At 58.9% G+C, this 17,539-nt stretch carries 16 protein-coding genes and 1 pseudogene; 12 read left to right on the top strand and 5 right to left on the bottom strand.

All coding sequences use genetic code 11. The features are described 5' to 3' along the window. Positions 1-130: 130 nt before the first annotated feature. Complete coding sequence (locus tag L0Y14_RS09340; protein WP_006473700.1) at positions 131-574, bottom strand: RDD family protein; 444 nt, start codon at positions 572-574, stop codon at positions 131-133. 247 nt (positions 575-821) lie between these two features. Here L0Y14_RS09340 and L0Y14_RS09335 point away from each other — a divergent pair, with 247 nt between their 5' ends. From L0Y14_RS09335 to L0Y14_RS09320, 4 genes are all read left to right on the top strand, one after another. Beyond that, positions 822-1,208, top strand: a complete 387-nt coding sequence (locus tag L0Y14_RS09335) for a PilZ domain-containing protein (RefSeq protein WP_138921702.1) — start codon at positions 822-824, stop codon at positions 1,206-1,208. 360 nt (positions 1,209-1,568) lie between these two features. Further along, complete coding sequence (locus tag L0Y14_RS09330) at positions 1,569-4,061, top strand: PAS domain-containing sensor histidine kinase (RefSeq protein WP_240991561.1); 2,493 nt, start codon at positions 1,569-1,571, stop codon at positions 4,059-4,061. Positions 4,062-4,063: 2 nt separating this feature from the next. Beyond that, the gene (locus tag L0Y14_RS09325; protein WP_005963726.1) at positions 4,064-4,690 is read left to right on the top strand and encodes a response regulator transcription factor; all 627 of its coding nucleotides are present in this window, start codon (positions 4,064-4,066) and stop codon (positions 4,688-4,690) included. Continuing rightward, positions 4,690-5,991, top strand: coding sequence for an MFS transporter (locus L0Y14_RS09320; protein WP_251859173.1), 1,302 nt, complete (start codon positions 4,690-4,692; stop codon positions 5,989-5,991). The genes L0Y14_RS09325 and L0Y14_RS09320 overlap by 1 nt, the downstream gene beginning before the upstream one ends. A gap of 41 nt (positions 5,992-6,032) precedes the next feature. Here the strand turns inward: L0Y14_RS09320 and L0Y14_RS09315 are convergent, their stop codons facing one another. Then, positions 6,033-6,539, bottom strand: a complete 507-nt coding sequence (locus L0Y14_RS09315) for a GlcG/HbpS family heme-binding protein (RefSeq protein WP_006473705.1) — start codon at positions 6,537-6,539, stop codon at positions 6,033-6,035. A gap of 185 nt (positions 6,540-6,724) precedes the next feature. On the opposite strand from L0Y14_RS09315, the gene cmoA reads away from it, so the two are divergent. From cmoA to L0Y14_RS09300, 3 genes are all read left to right on the top strand, one after another. Continuing rightward, a complete protein-coding gene (cmoA, locus tag L0Y14_RS09310; RefSeq protein WP_006473706.1) occupies positions 6,725-7,462 on the top strand; it encodes a carboxy-S-adenosyl-L-methionine synthase CmoA in 738 nt (245 codons plus the stop codon). Next, entirely contained in the window at positions 7,459-8,433 is a 975-nt protein-coding gene (cmoB, locus tag L0Y14_RS09305) for a tRNA 5-methoxyuridine(34)/uridine 5-oxyacetic acid(34) synthase CmoB (protein WP_006473707.1), read from the top strand. Before cmoA ends, cmoB begins: the two co-directional genes overlap by 4 nt. 73 nt (positions 8,434-8,506) lie before the next feature. Continuing rightward, positions 8,507-9,514, top strand: a complete 1,008-nt coding sequence (locus tag L0Y14_RS09300; RefSeq protein ID WP_006473708.1) for a polysaccharide deacetylase family protein — start codon at positions 8,507-8,509, stop codon at positions 9,512-9,514. Between the two features lie 55 nt (positions 9,515-9,569). Here L0Y14_RS09300 and L0Y14_RS09295 read toward each other — a convergent pair whose 3' ends face one another. Next, positions 9,570-10,286 (bottom strand): hypothetical protein, encoded by a 717-nt coding sequence (locus L0Y14_RS09295; RefSeq protein ID WP_006473709.1) that lies wholly within the window; start codon positions 10,284-10,286, stop codon positions 9,570-9,572. A 250-nt stretch (positions 10,287-10,536) separates the two neighbouring features. Here L0Y14_RS09295 and L0Y14_RS09290 point away from each other — a divergent pair, with 250 nt between their 5' ends. Beyond that, entirely contained in the window at positions 10,537-10,854 is a 318-nt protein-coding gene (locus L0Y14_RS09290; RefSeq protein WP_006473710.1) for a hypothetical protein, read from the top strand. A gap of 48 nt (positions 10,855-10,902) precedes the next feature. Here L0Y14_RS09290 and L0Y14_RS09285 read toward each other — a convergent pair whose 3' ends face one another. Next, complete coding sequence (locus L0Y14_RS09285) at positions 10,903-12,309, bottom strand: dihydrolipoyl dehydrogenase (protein WP_006473711.1); 1,407 nt, start codon at positions 12,307-12,309, stop codon at positions 10,903-10,905. 474 nt (positions 12,310-12,783) lie between these two features. Here L0Y14_RS09285 and L0Y14_RS09280 point away from each other — a divergent pair, with 474 nt between their 5' ends. Beyond that, positions 12,784-13,245 carry a hypothetical protein gene (locus tag L0Y14_RS09280; RefSeq protein WP_006473713.1) on the top strand — a complete coding sequence of 154 codons (462 nt, stop codon included), beginning with the start codon at positions 12,784-12,786 and terminating at the stop codon, positions 13,243-13,245. On the opposite strand, the gene L0Y14_RS09275 is transcribed toward L0Y14_RS09280, so the two are convergent. Next, positions 13,242-14,057, bottom strand: coding sequence for a DUF547 domain-containing protein (locus L0Y14_RS09275; protein ID WP_006473714.1), 816 nt, complete (start codon positions 14,055-14,057; stop codon positions 13,242-13,244). The two genes, L0Y14_RS09280 and L0Y14_RS09275, sit on opposite strands and share 4 nt — an antisense overlap. A 240-nt stretch (positions 14,058-14,297) precedes the next feature. Here L0Y14_RS09275 and L0Y14_RS09270 point away from each other — a divergent pair, with 240 nt between their 5' ends. The 3 genes and pseudogenes from L0Y14_RS09270 to L0Y14_RS16690 all read left to right on the top strand — a co-directional run bounded on the left by L0Y14_RS09270 (position 14,298) and on the right by L0Y14_RS16690 (position 17,537). Next, positions 14,298-15,068, top strand: coding sequence for a ribonuclease T2 family protein (locus L0Y14_RS09270; protein ID WP_251859172.1), 771 nt, complete (start codon positions 14,298-14,300; stop codon positions 15,066-15,068). Between the two features lie 125 nt (positions 15,069-15,193). Beyond that, positions 15,194-15,811 (top strand): annotated as a pseudogene (locus L0Y14_RS16695) (ArnT family glycosyltransferase); the annotation flags it as partial. Between the two features lie 937 nt (positions 15,812-16,748). Next, the gene (locus L0Y14_RS16690) at positions 16,749-17,537 is read left to right on the top strand and encodes a phosphatase PAP2 family protein (RefSeq protein ID WP_420887022.1); all 789 of its coding nucleotides are present in this window, start codon (positions 16,749-16,751) and stop codon (positions 17,535-17,537) included. Positions 17,538-17,539: the final 2 nt, after the last annotated feature.

Below are 17,539 nucleotides of genomic sequence, written 5' to 3'. Positions count from 1 at the left end.
GCAGGAGGATGTGACAATTTTACAAGGATCAACTGGTGATGAAAGGGAATGGAATTCCTTTTGGTTGCTGAGAATCGCCAATCGGGCATAGGTGATGCCCTGGAGGGAGAGGCGTCCATTCTCGACTACCTCAGCGTTGGCTCAGGACCAACCGGGTGGCGGAGAGGTGGTCGTGCCAGGCGAGTTTGTTGGGATCGACAAGAATCCAGAGAAAACCGAGCCCAAACGTGACTAGCGAAAAGAGGGCAGCCAGGTGGCGTCGCAGTGCATCCCGCCAGGTCGGAGGCAGGCCGTCGGAACGCACCAGACGCAGTCGCCAGGCGCGCATGCCCAGGGTCTGTCCGCCATGGACCCAAAATCCAGTGAAGAAGAGGAGGGGGATGATCTCCCATAAAAACAACTGGAAAAACAGTAGTGCATTGCCCTCAGGCATGCCCAGTGGGAGGGTGATCAGGGTGATCGATAGCATGATCAGGGCAAGCAACAGGAGACTGTCGTAAAACATCGCACCGAGACGCCTGAGAAAGCCGGGAAGGATGGCATTCTCGATATCGATGGGGGCTGGGTCAGTCATAGGCATTTCCGGAGAGGATTTGCGGTTAGTTTATCCGATCACCAAATGAAAGGCCCTAGGGAAATGGTGGAAAGCTGGTAAAAACTCTATTTTCGACCATACTCCACTGGAGGATTAGGGGGGTGGTTCCTAGGGAATTCCCTGTAGATTAAAGGCAATCGTCCGAATTTTTTGCCAGTGCCAGCTGCTTGATAATTCTTCACCAGAAATCTGGCCAGCTGACCCATTGCCACCAGGAGGACGTGAAGTGGAGCATCGTTGCAATCAACGTAAACCCATGTCGATTAACGTGGTATTAAACTATCGGAACCTTGGCCTTGTGACCGGAAGGACAAGGAATTTGAGTTTGGGTGGCATGTTCATCGATATTGGTGTTATCAAATTATCCAGAAACGCTGTGGTGGAACTCTCATTTCCAGTGGCTTGTGGTTCTGGTACACAACAATGCAAAGCCAAGGCTCTTGTGGTGCATCATGGGAGCGATGGTGTCGGTCTGATGTTCTGCGAGATGGATTCGAAGGTCAGGCAGATGTTGCGCATGGTTCTGTTTGGTTATGCGACCGTTTCCCAACGCGCCTACCAGACGTCATATGGCACACAGCAGGCTGACAGTGTGACTCGGGCTATCTCCTGAGCAATCAGCACAAAAGTTTTTGAAGCGCTAAGAGTTTTTTCCCAGGGAATCGGCCTGGAATCTCCGGATGAGGCACTCGGCAGTGCCTCTTTTTTTTGCCTTCGAAAACTACTTCTTCCGTCTTGGTCCTATCTCTCTGCGTGATGTTTTATCTTCGTCCGTCTCAATCTAGTAAATGATTGTACGCTCGCTGGCCAGGATACGCGGTTTCTGGGACTATAAGCGGGGAAAATAAGAATATTGTGAGGGTTCTTTTCCTACTTTGATTGACGGGAATGTTAGCTGGACCAATCGAAACCGATGCCCGATAGAACTCCCCGGTGGTACCGTCCCTGGATTGAACGAGTTCCCCTTCCCTGGATGTCAGTTCTGGTGGGACTGCTGTGCGGTTTGATCGTCTGGTTGGTGCTGGATCCACTGCAGAGCCGGGCGCTGGGTGAAATCTTCCAAAAAGAACTGCAGCAGCAGTTAGAGCAACGCGCCAGAGACAGCCGTCATCGCTTTCAGCAATATCTTGGGCAGTGGCGTCTGACGGCGACGGGATTGGCACAGAATTGGCGTCTTGTCGAGTATGTAAAAAGCCCTGCTTGGGCACAGGAAAGGGAGAAGCCGAAAACCTATCTCAACCGGCTGCCCGCCTGGATGGCGCCTGCTCCTGTCTCCTTGGGCGCCGTCACTCCAAGTCAGATTGTACTTCTTGACCAGGATCTCGAACCGCGGGAGATTTTTCACCGGCAAGATCTGCCATTTCCGCTGGAGCGTGCGGCAAGCCGCTATCCGGGTGGTGATGGGGCACTGCTCACCACCTTGTGGAAGGCCCCCTTTCTGCTGGTTTGGGCGGGGGTGGCGCAACCAGTCGAGAGTAAGGCCGCGATCCTGATGTTGATCATCCCCCTCGATACGATCTTTCTGCTCGACTCCCAGCAGGCGGTGGCCGACGATGAGACCGTGGTGGCACTGCTCGAGGGGGACCAGCAGCGGATTCTCGCCTCTAGTGATCAGACAAAAGTGACAGCCAACATGCTTTTGGAGCAGTTGCGTAGCCGCTATCTGATCACCTCGCAGTCGATTACTGATTTTGCCGACTGGGACCAGAACGTGCAGTTCTCTACCTTCGTTTCAAGGAAGCGGGTGGAGGCGACGGCAGAGCGCATCCTCTCTACCGAGCGTCGGGAACGTTTCCTGGGCGCGCTTGCCTTTGTCGGCGTGTTCTCACTGCTCTTTTTTCTCGTCTCAATGCGCCTGCACCGGCTGTTGAATCGAATCGCGAGTTTCGGGCGACGTGCCTTGGGCATCAATCAACCGGTCAGCGAGAAGGGTAATCAGCTGCTGTTGCTGGAGGCCTGGATCCCCGACTTTTTTGCCCTGGTGAGCGAGGCGGTGGAGCAGGCACGGTTGCGCCATGAACTGCAGATTAGGGAGTCTGAAGCGCTCAAGAGCGCTTTGCTCGACTCCTCCCTCGATTCCATCGTGACGGTGGATTGCAGCGGCATGGTGGTGGAGACCAATGGCACTGCAGAGCGCACCTTCGGCTACACTCGTGAACAGATGCTGGGGGAGTCGCTTGGGGTAAAGCTGTTCCACCCGGATGATCGCCAGCAGTTTGGCAAGCTGTTGCAACGCTACAACCAGTCAGCTGAACTGGTGGCGGCGAGCGCCCCATTGCAGTTGCGGGCCTTCGATGCCCAGGGTGATGAGATGCCGGTGGAGACGGTGGTGATGCCGATCCTGCTTGAGCACACTACCTTGTTCACCGTCTATATTCGCGATATCAGCGCCCGCCGCCGGGCCGAGCGGGAGATCGAAAGCCTTGCCACGTTCGCCAGTGACAACCCGAGCCCGGTGTTGCGGGTGAATCGCCGTGGGGTGATCACTTACGCCAATGCCGCCAGCGCACCCTTGCTCGCCTATTGGAGTCTCGAACCACAACAGACCCTGCCGCTCTACTGGCGCAATCTGGTGCTGGAGACGCTTGAAGAGGGAGGGGTGCGGGAGATAGAGCTGAGTGGCGACGAGCAGATCTTCTCGCTGCTGCTGGCACCGTTTAGCGAGCAGGAGTATGTGCATATCTATGGGCGTGACATCACTCAGGTGCGTAATGCGGAACAACAGAGCCGCCAGCATCAGTCGGAACTGGTGCATGTTTGTCGAGTCAGTACCATGGGTGAGATGGCGACTGGCCTGGCCCATGAACTGAATCAGCCTCTCGCCGCCATCGTCAACTTCGCCAGTGGCTGTGTGCGGCGCCTGCAGGCTGGGATAGGTGGTGAGGCGGAGCTGGTGGATGCAATGGCGCAGATTACAGTTCAGGCCGAGCGTGCCGGAGAGATCATCAAACGTCTGCGCAGCCTGGTCGGTAAGAACGCCAGCGAGCACACTCTAGTCAATCTGAATGACCTGGTGATCGAAGTGGCCTCGTTCATCGAGTACGATGCAGCAAAAAAAGGGGTGGATGTGCGACTAGCGCTGGAGCAGGGAGGCCTGCCGGTACGGGTTGATCTGGTGCAGATAGAACAGGTGCTGCTCAATCTGATGCGTAACGCCATGGATGCGATGCAGCAGACAGAGGCTGATCAGCGCATTCTGGTGCTCTCCACGAGCAGGTTGAATGTGCGGGAGGTCGCTGTGATGATCAGCGACACAGGGCCCGGCATTCCTCCGGAGGTTATGGAGAAGCTCTTCGACCCCTTCTTCTCCACCAAACAGAGCGGTATGGGCATGGGGTTGGCGATCAGCTATAGGATTATCGAGGATCATAATGGCAGCATTCGTGTCACCTCTGAAAAGGGTAAGGGAACCCTCTTTTCCGTGCAGCTGCCGAGCAATCCAGATTTAAAGCTTCCGGGGTTATAAGTATGAGTTCTGAGCCGACAGTATTTGTGGTGGACGATGACCAGGCGATGCGTAACTCATTGAAATGGTTAATCGAGTCGGTGGCGATGAAGGTGGAGACCTTCGCCTCGGCCAATGCCTTCATCGAGAGCTACTATCCAGGACGTTCAGGCTGCCTGCTGCTGGATGTGCGCATGCCGGGGATGAGCGGCCTGGAGCTGCAGGAGTATCTGCAACGTAACAGCATTCCGATCCCGGTAATCATCATCACCGGCCATGGCGATGTACCGATGGCAGTGCGGGCGATGAAGGCCGGTGCCCTCGACTTCATCGAAAAGCCCTTTAACGACGAACTGTTGCTGGAAAGCATCCGCCACGCCATCATCTTTGATGAAAAACAGCGTGATATACAGGCGCAGCGATCCGAGGTGGCGGCCCGTCTGGCGCGTCTCACCCCCCGCGAGCACGAAGTGATGGAGATGGTGACAACCGGCAAGGCGAACAAAGAGATCGCCAACGCTCTAGGTGTCAGCGCCAAGACGGTGGAGGCGCATCGCGCCCGGGTGATGGAGAAGATGGCCGCTCGCTCCCTCGCTGAGCTGGTGCGCATGGCGATGATCGCCAGTTTTTCTGCTGCCAACCCGGCGTAGTGAGGCCGGATTTGCAGCAGGCAGAGGCGAAGGCAAAGTTCCACAGCGAACCCCGGCAACAGCTCGCCTGGGGCTTCTACGATTGGGCCAACTCCGCCTTTGCCACCACTGTGATGGCAGGTTTTTTTCCGATTTTTTTCAAGCAGTACTGGGCCTCCGGCCTGAGCGCCACCGACAGCACCTTTCAGCTCGGCATGGCCAACTCCATTGCCAGTCTGCTGGTGGTCTGTATGGCGCCACTGCTTGGCGCCATCGGCGACCAGGCAGGAGCGAAAAAACGTTTCCTGCTCTTCTTTGCCGTCATGGGTATCATCATGACTGGTGCGCTACAGTTGGTGGCGGCGGGTAACTGGGGCATGGCGCTGCTGCTCTATGGGCTCGGCATCCTTGGTTTTTCTGGTGGCAACATCTTCTACGATTCGCTGCTGGTGGCGGTCTCCGATAACCGTGACTACGATCGGGTCTCGGCGCTGGGTTTTGCGTTGGGCTACCTGGGCGGTGGCCTGCTGTTTGCCTTTGATGTGGTGATGACACTCCACCCGGAGTGGTTTGGTCTGGCCGATGCGGCCGAGGCGGTGAAGCTCTCCTTTGTCAGCGTGGCGGTCTGGTGGGCGCTGTTCTCGGTGCCGCTGTTCCTGTTTGTGCCTGAACCGCAGCCCTTGCCGGCCAGCACCAATTCACTGCTGGCTGGCTTCCGCCAGCTGGCAGAGACCGTGCGCAAGCTCCGTCAGCTGCGTATCACCTTTCTCTTCCTGCTCGCCTACTGGTTCTACATTGATGGCGTCGACACCATCGTGCGCATGGCGGTGGACTACGGTCTCTCGGTCGGTTTCGATGCCAACAATCTGATGGTCGCGCTGCTGCTGACCCAGTTTGTTGGCTTTCCAGCGGCGATCCTGTTTGGCCGGATCGGCCAGCGCCATGGTCCTCGCCAGGGCATTCTGATGGCGATTTTTTGCTATCTGTTGATCCTACTTTGGGCCTATCGCATGGATGAGGTGTGGGAGTTCTACGCTCTGGCGGTGGCGATCGGTTTGGTGCAGGGTGGTATCCAGGCGCTCTCACGCTCGCTGTTCGCCCGCTTGATCCCGCCCGGCCAGTCCGGTGAGTTCTTCGGCTTCTTCAACATGCTGGGCAAATTTGCCGCGGTACTAGGGCCACTGCTGATGGGTTGGGTCGGCGTGCTCACGGGTGACCCCCGTCTCGCCATCCTCTCGGTCTCTCTGCTCTTCATCATCGGCGCGCTGCTGCTCAGTAGGGTGGATATCAAAGCCGGAGAGACTGCCGCCCGCAATCTATAACTGCGACCAGAGCCAAAAGGAGTGATCTGCCTGCTATGGTCTTACTCTTCGATTGAAAACTCGATTCGTTCACGCAACTTTTCGAGGGCTTTATGCGCGCAGGCGGCATCTTTTTCGCCACCAGGGGCGCCACTGACACCGATTGCCCCCAGGTTGTATCCACTGGCGGTGATTTTGACGCCGCCCTCCATCACGATCAGCCCCTCGATGTGATTCAGCTCCTGCTGGATGTCACGGCGGGACTCTCTGAAGGGGCCGCTATCAACCCATGCCATAACGCTCAGGTTGGCCTTTCGTTCAGCAATTTCCAAGGTGAATCGTGAAGCAAGGTCATCGCGCAGTGCAGCGCGGATTAAACCAAATCGATCCACAACTACGGCGCTGACATGATAGCCATCAGCCCGGCAGGCCATGATCGCCTGATTCGCCAAATCACGGGCCAACTCCATGCCGATGCTTCGATTGGAGATGATATCAGCAGCCTGTCCGGATTGACTGAGTAGCAGCATCATAAAGAACGCATGGAGTTTCATGGCGCTATCCTCCATTGGAAATCTGATGGATCGACATGACCACCCGTGGGTCGCCAGGTAGATCACCTGTGGCCTGCTGATCCTAACATTTCCAAGATAGCGATACGCTTGGTTTGCCACTGAATCCAAGGGGCAATCGGGCCGACTTCGGGGCTAAAATCGGCGTAAAATAAGCTCTTTTAACAGTCACCTTTGCAACCATGCCGCAGGATCTCTCAACCGACCGCCTCTATGCCAAGCCTCAGCAGGGCAGCGGCGACTTTGTCTTCGACCGCCAGGTAGCACAAGTCTTTCCCGATATGATCAAGCGCTCAGTACCGGGCTACGGGACCATTATCAACATGATCGGCACCCTGGCGGTGAGCTGCGTCAGTGAGGGCAGTCGCTGTTACGATCTGGGCTGTTCGCTGGCGGCGGCGGCGTTGGCGATGCGTTCTGGGACGGCTGGACGTGATTGCCAGGTCATTGCGGTGGACAACTCTGTTGCGATGCTGGAGCGGGCGCAAGAGCTGCTTTCGGCTAGCGAAGAGGGGCGAGACATCGAGCTGGTCTGCGCCGATCTGCGTGATATCGAGGTGCGTGACGCATCGATGGTGGTGCTCAACTTCACCCTGCAGTTTCTTCCTTTGGATGTTCGCGAGGGGCTGCTGCGTTCGATCTGGCAGGGGATGCGGTCGGGTGGTGTGCTGGTGCTGTCAGAGAAGATCGCCCTGGAAGATCCACAGAGCCAGGCGCTGTTTGTCGAGATGCACCACGGCTTCAAGCGTGCTCAGGGCTACTCCGAGCTGGAGATCAGCCAGAAACGCAGTGCGCTGGAGAATGTGCTGATTCCCGAGACGCTGGCGACCCATCGGAAGCGTCTGCAGCAGGTCGGTTTCGAGCGGGTCGAGGTCTGGTTCCAGTGCTTCAACTTCATCTCCCTGCTGGCGGTCAAATGAGGCACGATTGGGCCTGGATCGAACCGCTGCTGGAGACCCCGCTGGGGCGCTGGCTGGCACAATTGCCCGAGCAGGTGGAGGCGGTCTGGCGGGAGCGCTCCCACGGCGATATGGGCCGCTGGCAGCAGGCCATCGCAGAACTGCCCGATCTGAAGCTGTCAGGCTGCGAGCTGGATCGAGCCGCAGTGACGGCGGGCCGACCAGAGGATTGCGACGCGGCCAGCCGCGCGCAGATCGAGCCGCTGTTGCAGCAGCTCCACCCCTGGCGCAAGGGGCCATTCGAGATCTGCGGTCTGCCGATCAACACCGAGTGGCGCTCCGACTGGAAGTGGGATCGGCTCAAGGATCAGATCGAACCGCTGGCCGGGCGACTGGTGCTCGATGTGGGCTGCGGCAACGGCTACCACTGCTGGCGCATGGCTGGGGCGGGCGCACGTCAGGTGATCGGCATCGACCCGACCCAGCTGTTCGTGATGCAGTTCGAGGCGATGCGCCACTTCCTCGGCCGCAGCTATCCGGTCGAGGTTCTGCCCCTGGGAATTGAGGATCTGCCGGCCAATCTGCAGGGGTTTGATACGGTCTTTTCGATGGGGGTGCTCTACCATCGGCGCTCACCGTTCGAACATCTCTCCGAGTTGAAGGGGGCCCTGCGAAAGGACGGCCAGTTGGTGCTGGAGACCCTGGTGATCGAGGGTGGGGCAGGAGAGGTGCTGGTGCCGGAGGGACGTTACGCGAAGATGCGCAACGTCTGGTTCATCCCTTCGCCTGCGACCCTGGAGAGCTGGTTGCGGCGCGTCGGCTTCAGGCAGATCCGCACCCTGGATGTGAGCCCGACCACCACCGAGGAACAGCGCGCTACCGGCTGGATGCGCTTTGAGTCGTTGGCGGATTATCTCGACCCGGCAGATTCAACACGGACCGTCGAGGGGCTGCCAGCGCCGAGACGTGCGGTAATTCTCGCTCTCGCCTAGTCGGATAGTGTCATAATCGCCCATTCTGTGTGCTGTGAGTCACATGCATTCATGCCGATAAAAAAGGAAGATAATGACTACTCGACTGCTGATCACCCTCGATTACGAACTCTTCTTTGGTCAGAGAGTGGGCAGTGTTGAGCACTGCATGATCCAGCCCATCAATAAGCTGATCCAGATACTGGATCAGCACGGCGCCCGTCTCACTCTGTTCGTCGATGCGGGCTATCTCGATCGCCTGCAGCTGTTCTCTGGTGAGTGCCCGGAGCTGCAGCGTGACTACCAGCAGGTCACTGAGCAACTGCGCAGTCTGGTCGAGGCGGGTCACGAGGTGCAGCTGCACATCCATCCTCACTGGGAGGATACCGAGTATCGGGATGGTAATTGGCAGATCGATACCAGTCGCTATCGGCTGCATGACTTCGACCGGGAACAGGCCCACGAGTTGGTGGGGCGCTACAAACAACGGCTGGTAGAGATCGTTGGTGATCGCATCTTTGCTTATCGGGCCGGCGGCTGGTGCATCCAGCCGTTTGCGCCGCTGGCCGACGCGCTGCACCAGCATGGAATCTGGCTCGACAGCACGGTTTACGATGCGGGCTATTCGCCGGATGAGATCCGCGGTTTCGATTTCCGTCAGGCGCCGCAGAAGGAGCAGTGGCGCTTTGATGAAGATCCGGTGGTGGAGGATCCACAGGGCCGGTTCGTTGAGATCCCGATCACCGCCTGCCGGGTGCTGCCGAGCTTCTATTGGAAGATGGTCTATATCAAAAAGTTCGCCAAAGGTGGTGAGTTCAAGAGCTTTGGCGATGGTCAGTCGATGGTCTACAACGCAGCCCACTACTGGAAGCTGCTGAGTCGTAGCAGCAACACCGTAACCTCCATCGACGGCGCCAAAGCGGGCCTGCTGGAGCGGGCCTACCGCTGCCTGAAGGCATCGGGCGCTGCCGACATCTTCAATGTGATGGGACACCCCAAGGCGCTGACCCCCTACTCACTGAAAAAGCTCGATGCCTTTCTCGCGGCCCATCCTGAGCTTGAGGGTTCGACCTTTCAGGATTTCATCCATCTCAAACCCTAAGCGGCCCTGCTCCACATCCCTTCCGACGGGGAGGCTTGGGGCGGTAGTGGGGGAGTTAGAATGGCATGAATTTGCCCATGCTGCCCATGACGGGGGAGATAGTATGGGACATGGCGCCGACATCACGGGTCATGACACCGACGCTGCGGTTGAGGTGGGTCATATTGCCGTTCATGCCCTTGACCTCTTTTTTGATGTCGCCCATCTCACTATTCATGTTGCCCATCTTCTCATCGACGCTACCGATGTTGCCGTTCATGTCGGCCATGTGGTTGTTCATCGTCACCACATTACTCGACATCACACGGGTATCGCCGCTGATGCTGGAGATATAGCCGCGCATGTGGTGCATGTCGTCTGACATGCTGGTCATGGAAGTCTCCATCACGTGCACCACGTAGAAGAGATAGACCATGCAGGCTGTTGCGATGATAGTGCCGGGTACCGAAAGAAACTTGATGCGGCGGATCTTGTACTCCTGCTCCTGCTCGATCGCCTTGAGCTTTTCCTCCAGCAGGCGCTCCCGTTCCTTGGATTCCGCATGCACCTCATTGAAGGCGTCGGTGAGACGGGCGGTGAACTCATGGATGATCTTCTCCTGCGCCTTGCCGCTGTCGCGGTTCTCCTTGTGCATGCGGTCGAAGATGGAGTGGAGCAGACCGGGCAGCAGTCGGCTCTCGCTGCTCTTTTCATTGTTGCTGTCAGCTGCCTCTCTGCTGTCGGAAACGCCTTCTGCCTCGGCAGTCGTCGATTCCTTTGTTTTCTTTGTCATTTCGTTCCCCGATCTCGATGAAAAAGTGTAAGAAAATCCGACATTAAAGTATATACCATTAGAGTATCGAAAAATACTTAAATGATTGTGGAATCGGATTCACAGAAGCAGGGGGTGCTGCAGCGTAAGGGCAAAATTCTGGACGGAGATCCGGTTTTTACTCGGCCAATCTGGTCTTTTTATACCAACTCCCAGGCAACCCTGTAGTGGGATCGAGCGGGAGCAGTCATTAAATCAAGGAGATATTTTTATGCGTATTCAAGCTTTTTCGCGTCATATTTCAGCTTTTGGTCTGCTGACAGCTTGCCTTAGTGGCAGTGTCTATGCCGACTACACCTACAATTGCCAGAATCAGGGGCTGGAGCGGCGTGTGGAAGTGCACTACTTGGAGGAGAAGGGGTATCCGCCCTGTGAGGTACGCTACTATAAAGACAGCGAGGTGCCGGGCGAGATGCAGGTGCTCTGGAGTGCCCAGGCCGAAGGCGGCTATTGCGAGGTGAAGGCCGAGGCCTTCAGTCAGAAGCTCGAAGGCTGGGGTTGGAGCTGCAGCGATAGCGGCGATATCTAAGCGCTGATGGCACTGAACGGCCGGGGGACTCCCCCGGCCGTTTTCTTTTTAGAGCGGATAGAGCTCCTTGATAGCGCCCTCATTCTTCGCCTCTACCTGGGCGTATAGGTTGTTCAGCGCCGCCTGCAGCGCCTCCTCGATCACCGGGTGATAGAAGGGCATGCGGATCAGATCCCCCACAGTGAGTCCTTGGGTGATGGCCCAGTTGAGCAGGTGCGCCAGGTTTTCGCCACGTACCGAGATCATCTCGCTACCCAGCATCTTCCCGCTTGCCTTGTCGGCATAGACCCGGATCACTCCCCGATTCTGCCCCATGATCATGGCGCGGCCCACCGGCGCCAGCTTGACCTCGCCGATGGCGGTAGTCGCCAGATCCAGCTCGTCGTAACGGGCGCCCGCCAGACAGATGTTGGGGTCACAGAAGTTGATCGCCAGCGGCAGCTTGCGCTTGAAGCCCTGCACCGAATCGCTGGCGGCGTTAAAGCCGGCAATCTTGCCCTCGTCTCCTGCCTCGTGGAGGATTGGCCGCTCACCGTTGAGGTCGCCAGCGATGAAGATGTGGGAGTCGCCGCACTGCATGGTGTTGCGGTTGAACAGCGGGATGCCGCGCTCGTCCAATTCCAGGCCGCTGTTCTCCAGCGCCAGCCCCTGCAGGTTGGGGGTACGGCCGATGGCGCAGAGCACTGTGTCGACGACGACAGCATTGTCGCCGGCGCTGACCCGCAGCTTGTCCCCCTCCTCGCTGATCTCCACAGGTTGGCCCAGGTGGATGTCGAAGCTGCGCTGCATGATCTCCAGGGCCGTCTTCACCACCTCGGGATCGGTGGCGCCGCCGATGCTCTCAGCCGCGTCGAAGCCGGTCACTTTCACATCCAGACGCGCCAGCGACTGGCCCAGCTCCAGGCCGATCACGCCGAGTCCGACCACCGCTAGCGATTCCGGCAGGTCCTCCTGCTCGAAGAAGCTGTCAGTGGTGATCACCTTATCGCCGAAGGCCTGCCAGGCCTCGGGTACCACCGGGCGCGAACCGGTGGCGATGACGATCTTGTCGGCTACCACCCGGTCGCCATTGTCCAGTTCCAGGGTGTGGGGATCGACGAATCGGGCATAGGCCTCGATGAACCGCTCGCCCATGTTGTCGGTGCTGTTGGAGAGCACCCGGTCGACAAAGGTGTCGCGCATGTCTTGCACATGCTCCATCGCCTCCGGCAGGTCGATCTTCAACTCCTCGTGGCCGTCCACTCCGTAGCGCCCCAGATGGGTGCGGCGGTGGTAGTCCTCTGCCACCTGGATCAGCGCCTTGGACGGCATGCAGCCGACCCGAGCGCAGGTGGTGCCTGGTTCGCCACCGTTGATCAGGACGAAACTTTTGCCGGCGGGGCCGACCTTGCTGGTTGCGTTGAGACCGGCGGTACCGGACCCGATGATGGCGACATCGACTCTCTTCTCTGCCACTGGGAGACTCCTGAAAAGCTGTGAAAGCGGGAGAGTTTAATGGTTGTAGAGGGGGATTACAGCCTGTCTGCGGGTGCGGTTTCCCGGCAGGGGCCGGAAACGATAACCGTTGATCAGCTCTGGCTCAATTTTTTCGGATGGAGCAGTGGTGGCTGCAGGGCTATTTGCCCAGACCGGCATGACGAGCTGCGGAGGCGGTGGCAGCAGGGGTGGTGGGGGGATGTGCAGCCGCTCAAATATGGATGCCCGGTTGTTGCCAGCGGCCTTGAAGGCGAGACAGAAAAAGGCGTGAGCTTGCAAGGATAGGCTCAGAAGAGCGAGCAGAAGCAGGGTTCTCATGCAGATTATTCTGGTCCGCAATCTGGGATTTCTCAAGAACAGGCCTCTTTCGCTGGTACGCAAGTGGTTAGTTGCGGTAGTGTCTGTGCTCTCCCTGCGGAGACGGAAGAATCTAAAAAACCTATGGAGACCCCCATGAAACTCGTTGCATCGTTGCTGTTCCTGCCAGTTGTGGCCCTGGCTGCGCCGTCGGACCACCAGGCCCAGATGGATCAGATCTTTAAGATGGCAAAGTCACGTATGTTGCCAATGCTGGAGCAGTCGGTGCCCGCCATGGAGCGTACCCGCAACTGTCTGCAGGCGGCAGAGAGCAAGGATGATTTCATTGAGTGCACCACCATCATGCGTGACCTGCAGCAGAAGATGATGCAGAACCTCGCGCCGCAGGGTGCCCCGCATCAAAAGCGGCCGCCGAAAGAGGAGTTTGACGCCTCCAAGATCGAATGGAATGCTGAGACCAAGGCACAGATGCTGACGGACATCACACAGTCGGTCGAACAGGGCAAGGCCACCAAAGGCTGCCTTGAGAGAAGCAATAGCGCCTCCGAGATGGAGAGCTGCATGGAAAAGACGGGCCTCTCCCGTGATCAGAACTAACGCATCGCGTTGACCCCCCACTCATACTGATGGTCGTCGACCTCTTCAACGCCCCTCAACGCCTCCTTTAGCGGGGGCTGCGCGTAGCGGCGCAGGTGTTTGATCACCCCTGCGTCGCTGTCGCCAAAATCCGCCTCAAACCAGTCATAGATGCTGGAGACGACCAGCTTGCCATCGACTACCTCGGCGCCTCGCGGGTGGTTGATAAAGGCCAGCGCGGCCGCATCGAGCAGGCGTTTACTGCTCTCCCTGGTAAACGCTACTGGCTGTAGGTTGGGGCAGCCCAGCGAGGCGCAGTTGAGCGCATAGTGGAGCCGTGGATCGCGCCAGATCGGGCGCAGGATGCGGTGCTCAATGTCGTCCAGTGAGACCTCCTGCCCCTCAATCTTGAGCAACTTCTTACCCCAAGGGCCGTTGCTAAAAAGACCGGGAGAGATGTCGATATTGAGAATGCTCTCCACCGGATAGTGCTCCAGCACCACCGTCACCGTGGTGGCGTTGTAGAGATTGATCCAGTAGGCGCGCTGCGCAGCCCGGCTCAGTTTGGACACCGTGACCTGCTGCAAGCCCTGCAGATAGCCCTTGAGCTGTGCCCGGTCTGCTGCTGTCACCGCCCGGTAATCGAAGCGGTTGATCCCCCCCTCATTGATCTGCAGATAACGTCCCAGCAGCTCATCCCAGGGCTGGTGGTCCAGCGCCTGCTGATTCGACTCATCATGCGCCTGCCAGACTGGCCAAAGCTCCGCGCTGGGCGCGGCAAAGACACTGCCCGTCAGCAACAGAAGGGCAAAAATCAGACTCCGCAGGATCATGCTGTCGTTCCTCAGTTAGCGGGATGGCTCCAGGATACTACGCAAACGGCAAGCCCCTGGATTCATGTGTGGGAGTGCCGATGGCGGCGCGAACAACGAACTTGAGTCGGACATCCCCGCCTAAAGCTGGGCCTACAAGGTGGTGTATCCCGGTGTCGAGTCAATCGTTCGCGCTGCCAGCGGCGCTCCTGTATCTTGGATGATTCTGAACCCACGCCCATCACCATCGTCCTGTTTTCCATGCGTAGATATCCTCTCTGGCCTCTTTTACTATCGCTGTTGCTGATCGCCGTCTCTCCGGCGGCCGGTGCTGATCAGCCAGGGCGGGCCCACGCAGCAGATGCCGACTACCTGCTGGCCCTGAGCTGGCAGCCGGCTTTTTGTGAGACGCATCGAAATAAACAGGAGTGTCGCAGCCAACAGGTTGGCCGCTATGACGCCTCCCATCTCTCTCTGCACGGACTCTGGCCGCAGCCTAAGAGCAAGGTCTACTGTGGTGTCAGCAAAAAACTGCGTAAGCGTGACAAGCGGGGGCGTTGGCAGGGGTTGCCGAGGCTGCAGCTCAGCACGGCGACCCGCGAAACACTTGAACGGGTGATGCCGGGGAGCGCCTCCTTTCTGCATCGTCATGAGTGGATTAAACATGGCAGCTGCTACGGCACGGCGGAACGCTATTTCAAGGATTCCATGGCGCTGCTGAAGGCGATCAACCGATCCCTGGTCGGGCGGCTGTTTCGTGAAAAGATTGGTGATCGGCTCTCGTTGGATCAGTTGCGGCAGGCGTTTGACCGGGCGTTTGGGGCGGGCAGCGGCAGGCGGGTGGTGATGAAGTGCCGCAAGGGGATGATCACTGAGCTGAGGATCGCGCTGCGGGGGGATCCTTCGGCAGGATCTCTGGCTGAGCTGATCCAGGCTGCGCCAGTTTCCAACGGCAAAAGCTGTCGCAAGGGCAGGGTGGATGCGGCGGGGTTCTCCTCTGGTGCCGGCATGGACGCAGCGCATCGTCGTTAAAGGCCTACAGGCTGAGGTCTGGCCACTTTCCAGTCACACGGCTGTGTGAGAGAATTCGGCTCTTTTCAAGAGCCAGACAGACTGCCCGCGTGGCCAACGTGGTGCGTGTCCCCAGATAGCCGCCCATGACACAAGATTTCAGCGCTGATCGTGACGCCCGGCTATTGCTGCTTTGGCTGCTGACTCTGCTGGTCGGCTTTTTTCTCAACCTGCATGCGGTGCCGCTGTTCGATCTCGACGAGGGGGCCTTCAGCGAGGCGACCCGCGAGATGTTCGAGCGGGGGGATTTCCTCTCCACCTACCTCAACGGGGTGCCACGCTACGACAAGCCGATCCTGATCTACTGGCTGCAGGCGGCCAGTGTCTCCCTGTTCGGCCTGAATGAGTTTGCCTTTCGTCTCCCCTCGGCGCTGGCTGCCAGCCTCTGGTCGTTGGCGCTGGTGCTGTTTGGCCGTCGCTATTTCGGTCAAGGCGCAGGTCTTGCTGCCGGCATTCTGCTGGCTGGCTCCATCGGCGTTACGCTGATTGGCAAGGCGGCCACTGCCGATGCGCTGCTCAACCTCTGTCTGACCCTCTCGATGCTCAATCTCTACCGATTTTTTGAGAGCGAACAGCATCGCTATCTGCGTCTTGCTGCGCTTGCTGCAGGGTTGGGGTTTCTTGCCAAGGGACCGGTCTCGCTATTGATCCCCGGTGCGGTGGCGCTGCTATTCAGCCTGTCGAGCGGCCGGCTGCGTCAGCTCGGTGCGATGCTGATCGACTGGCGTGCCTGGGGATTGTTCCTGTTGGTGGCGGCCCCCTGGTATTTGGTGCAGTATCTGCAAAACGGCATGGGCTTTTTCGAGGGCTTCTTCTTCACCCACAACAGTGGCCGTTTCAGCGATGCGATGGAGGGGCACCAAGGCGGGTTCTGGTTCTATCTGCCGGTGCTGCTACTCGCCACCCTGCCGTTTACCCTGCCGATCGCTGGCGGGTTGGGGATGGCGGTTAAGAGGTGGAGTGAGCCACTGCCGCGATTTCTGTTGATCTGGTTTGGCTTTGTCTTCCTCTTCTTTTCCTTTTCCGCGACCAAGCTGCCCCACTACTTGATCTACGGGCTTACGCCGCTGTTTCTGCTTGGCGGGGTCTGGCTGAGCGGCAAGCGCCTCGGCACGGCGGCTTTTCTGCCACTGCTGCTGCTGTTGGGTCTGTTGCTGGCGCTGCCGGGCCTGCTGGATATGGCGCTGCCACAGATCAAAGACCCCTACGCTCAGGCGGCCCTGGCCGAGCCTGAGCGGCACTTCACCAGTGCCTACTATGGCGGGATCGGTCTGGCGTTGGTTGCGGCGATCGGGTTGATGTTGTTTCGCCGCCGTTTAGGCGAGTTGAGCCTGCTCGCCACCGGCCTGCTGGCGGTGTTTGCCCTCTCCGGGGTGTTCCTGCCGGTATTTGGTCAGATCCAGCAGGGGCCGGTGAAACGTGCCGCGGAGCTGGCCCGAGGCCTGCCGGGCGAAGTGATCATGTGGCGCGCTAAACTGCCCAGCTTCAGCGTCTATCGGGAGGCGGTCACGCCCACCCGGGAGCCCAGGGCAGGCGACCTGGTACTGACAAAGCGCCACCATCGTGCCGATCTGCCTCCCCACACTCTGCTGTTTGATGAGGGTGGCATCGTCCTGGTGAAAATCGATCCGGAGATCCCCCATGAGTCGACTCAAGCTGCGCCACCCACTGGTCTGGATGCTGCCTCTACTGAGCGCCGGCGCGGCGCTGCTAGTGTGGCAGGGCCCGCTCAATCGCGAACTGTTGCTGCTGCTGAACCGGCTGGGACAGGGCGACCCGGTGCTCTGGACCTCGATCACCATCCTCGGGGATGGCCTAGTGGGGCTGGCGTTGCTGCTGCCGCTACAGCAGCGCAACCCACGCCTGGCCTGGGTCGCGATCCTGGCGGGGCTGATCGGCGCACTGCTGGTGCATCTGCTGAAGCCGATGCTGGACGCACCGCGGCCACCGGCGTTGCTGTCAGCGTCGGAGCTGCTGACAATCGGTCCTGCGTACCACAGCCACTCCTTTCCGTCGGGTCACAGTGCGACCATCTTCGCCCTGGCCGGCGTGCTGAGCCTGGCGTGGTTAAAGCACCCGCTACGGGTGGTTGCACTGATTGCCCTGGCGACTCTGGTGGGGCTGTCACGCAGCGTGGTTGGGGTGCACTGGCCGGTGGATATCCTGGCTGGCGCCAGTCTGGGATGGATCGCCGCTATCCTGGCTACTCGCCTCGCCGAGCGCTGGCGCTGGGGCGAACAGGAGCCTGGTCGCAGTCGGCTTACCGTTTTCCTGCTGCTGTGCGCCCTTGCACTGCTGCTGATCGACCATACTGGTTACCCTATGGCGCTCGCCTTCCAGCAGGCGATTGCCTTGATCTGCCTGCTCGCCGCGTTGTTGATCGGGGTGCGCGCCGCGCCGCGCGTTGAAGGCGCAGCGGGGGCCGATTGACG

This window comes from Candidatus Endoriftia persephonae (assembly GCF_023733635.1).
GTDB classification, from domain to species: domain Bacteria; phylum Pseudomonadota; class Gammaproteobacteria; order Chromatiales; family Chromatiaceae; genus Endoriftia; species Endoriftia persephonae.
This window is presented reverse-complemented; position numbering and strand designations above follow the sequence as displayed.

Coding starts and splice junctions, on each gene's coding strand:
- L0Y14_RS09340 (WP_006473700.1), bottom strand. CDS start 574: ATGACTGACCCAGCCCCCATCGATATCGAGAATGCCATCCTTCCCGGC.
- L0Y14_RS09330 (WP_240991561.1), top strand. CDS start 1,569: ATGTCAGTTCTGGTGGGACTGCTGTGCGGTTTGATCGTCTGGTTGGTG.
- L0Y14_RS09325 (WP_005963726.1), top strand. CDS start 4,064: ATGAGTTCTGAGCCGACAGTATTTGTGGTGGACGATGACCAGGCGATG.
- L0Y14_RS09315 (WP_006473705.1), bottom strand. CDS start 6,539: ATGGAGGATAGCGCCATGAAACTCCATGCGTTCTTTATGATGCTGCTA.
- cmoA (WP_006473706.1), top strand. CDS start 6,725: ATGCCGCAGGATCTCTCAACCGACCGCCTCTATGCCAAGCCTCAGCAG.
- cmoB (WP_006473707.1), top strand. CDS start 7,459: ATGAGGCACGATTGGGCCTGGATCGAACCGCTGCTGGAGACCCCGCTG.
- L0Y14_RS09300 (WP_006473708.1), top strand. CDS start 8,507: ATGACTACTCGACTGCTGATCACCCTCGATTACGAACTCTTCTTTGGT.
- L0Y14_RS09295 (WP_006473709.1), bottom strand. CDS start 10,286: ATGACAAAGAAAACAAAGGAATCGACGACTGCCGAGGCAGAAGGCGTT.
- L0Y14_RS09290 (WP_006473710.1), top strand. CDS start 10,537: ATGCGTATTCAAGCTTTTTCGCGTCATATTTCAGCTTTTGGTCTGCTG.
- L0Y14_RS09280 (WP_006473713.1), top strand. CDS start 12,784: ATGAAACTCGTTGCATCGTTGCTGTTCCTGCCAGTTGTGGCCCTGGCT.
- L0Y14_RS09275 (WP_006473714.1), bottom strand. CDS start 14,057: ATGATCCTGCGGAGTCTGATTTTTGCCCTTCTGTTGCTGACGGGCAGT.
- L0Y14_RS09270 (WP_251859172.1), top strand. CDS start 14,298: ATGCGTAGATATCCTCTCTGGCCTCTTTTACTATCGCTGTTGCTGATC.
- L0Y14_RS16690 (WP_420887022.1), top strand. CDS start 16,749: ATGAGTCGACTCAAGCTGCGCCACCCACTGGTCTGGATGCTGCCTCTA.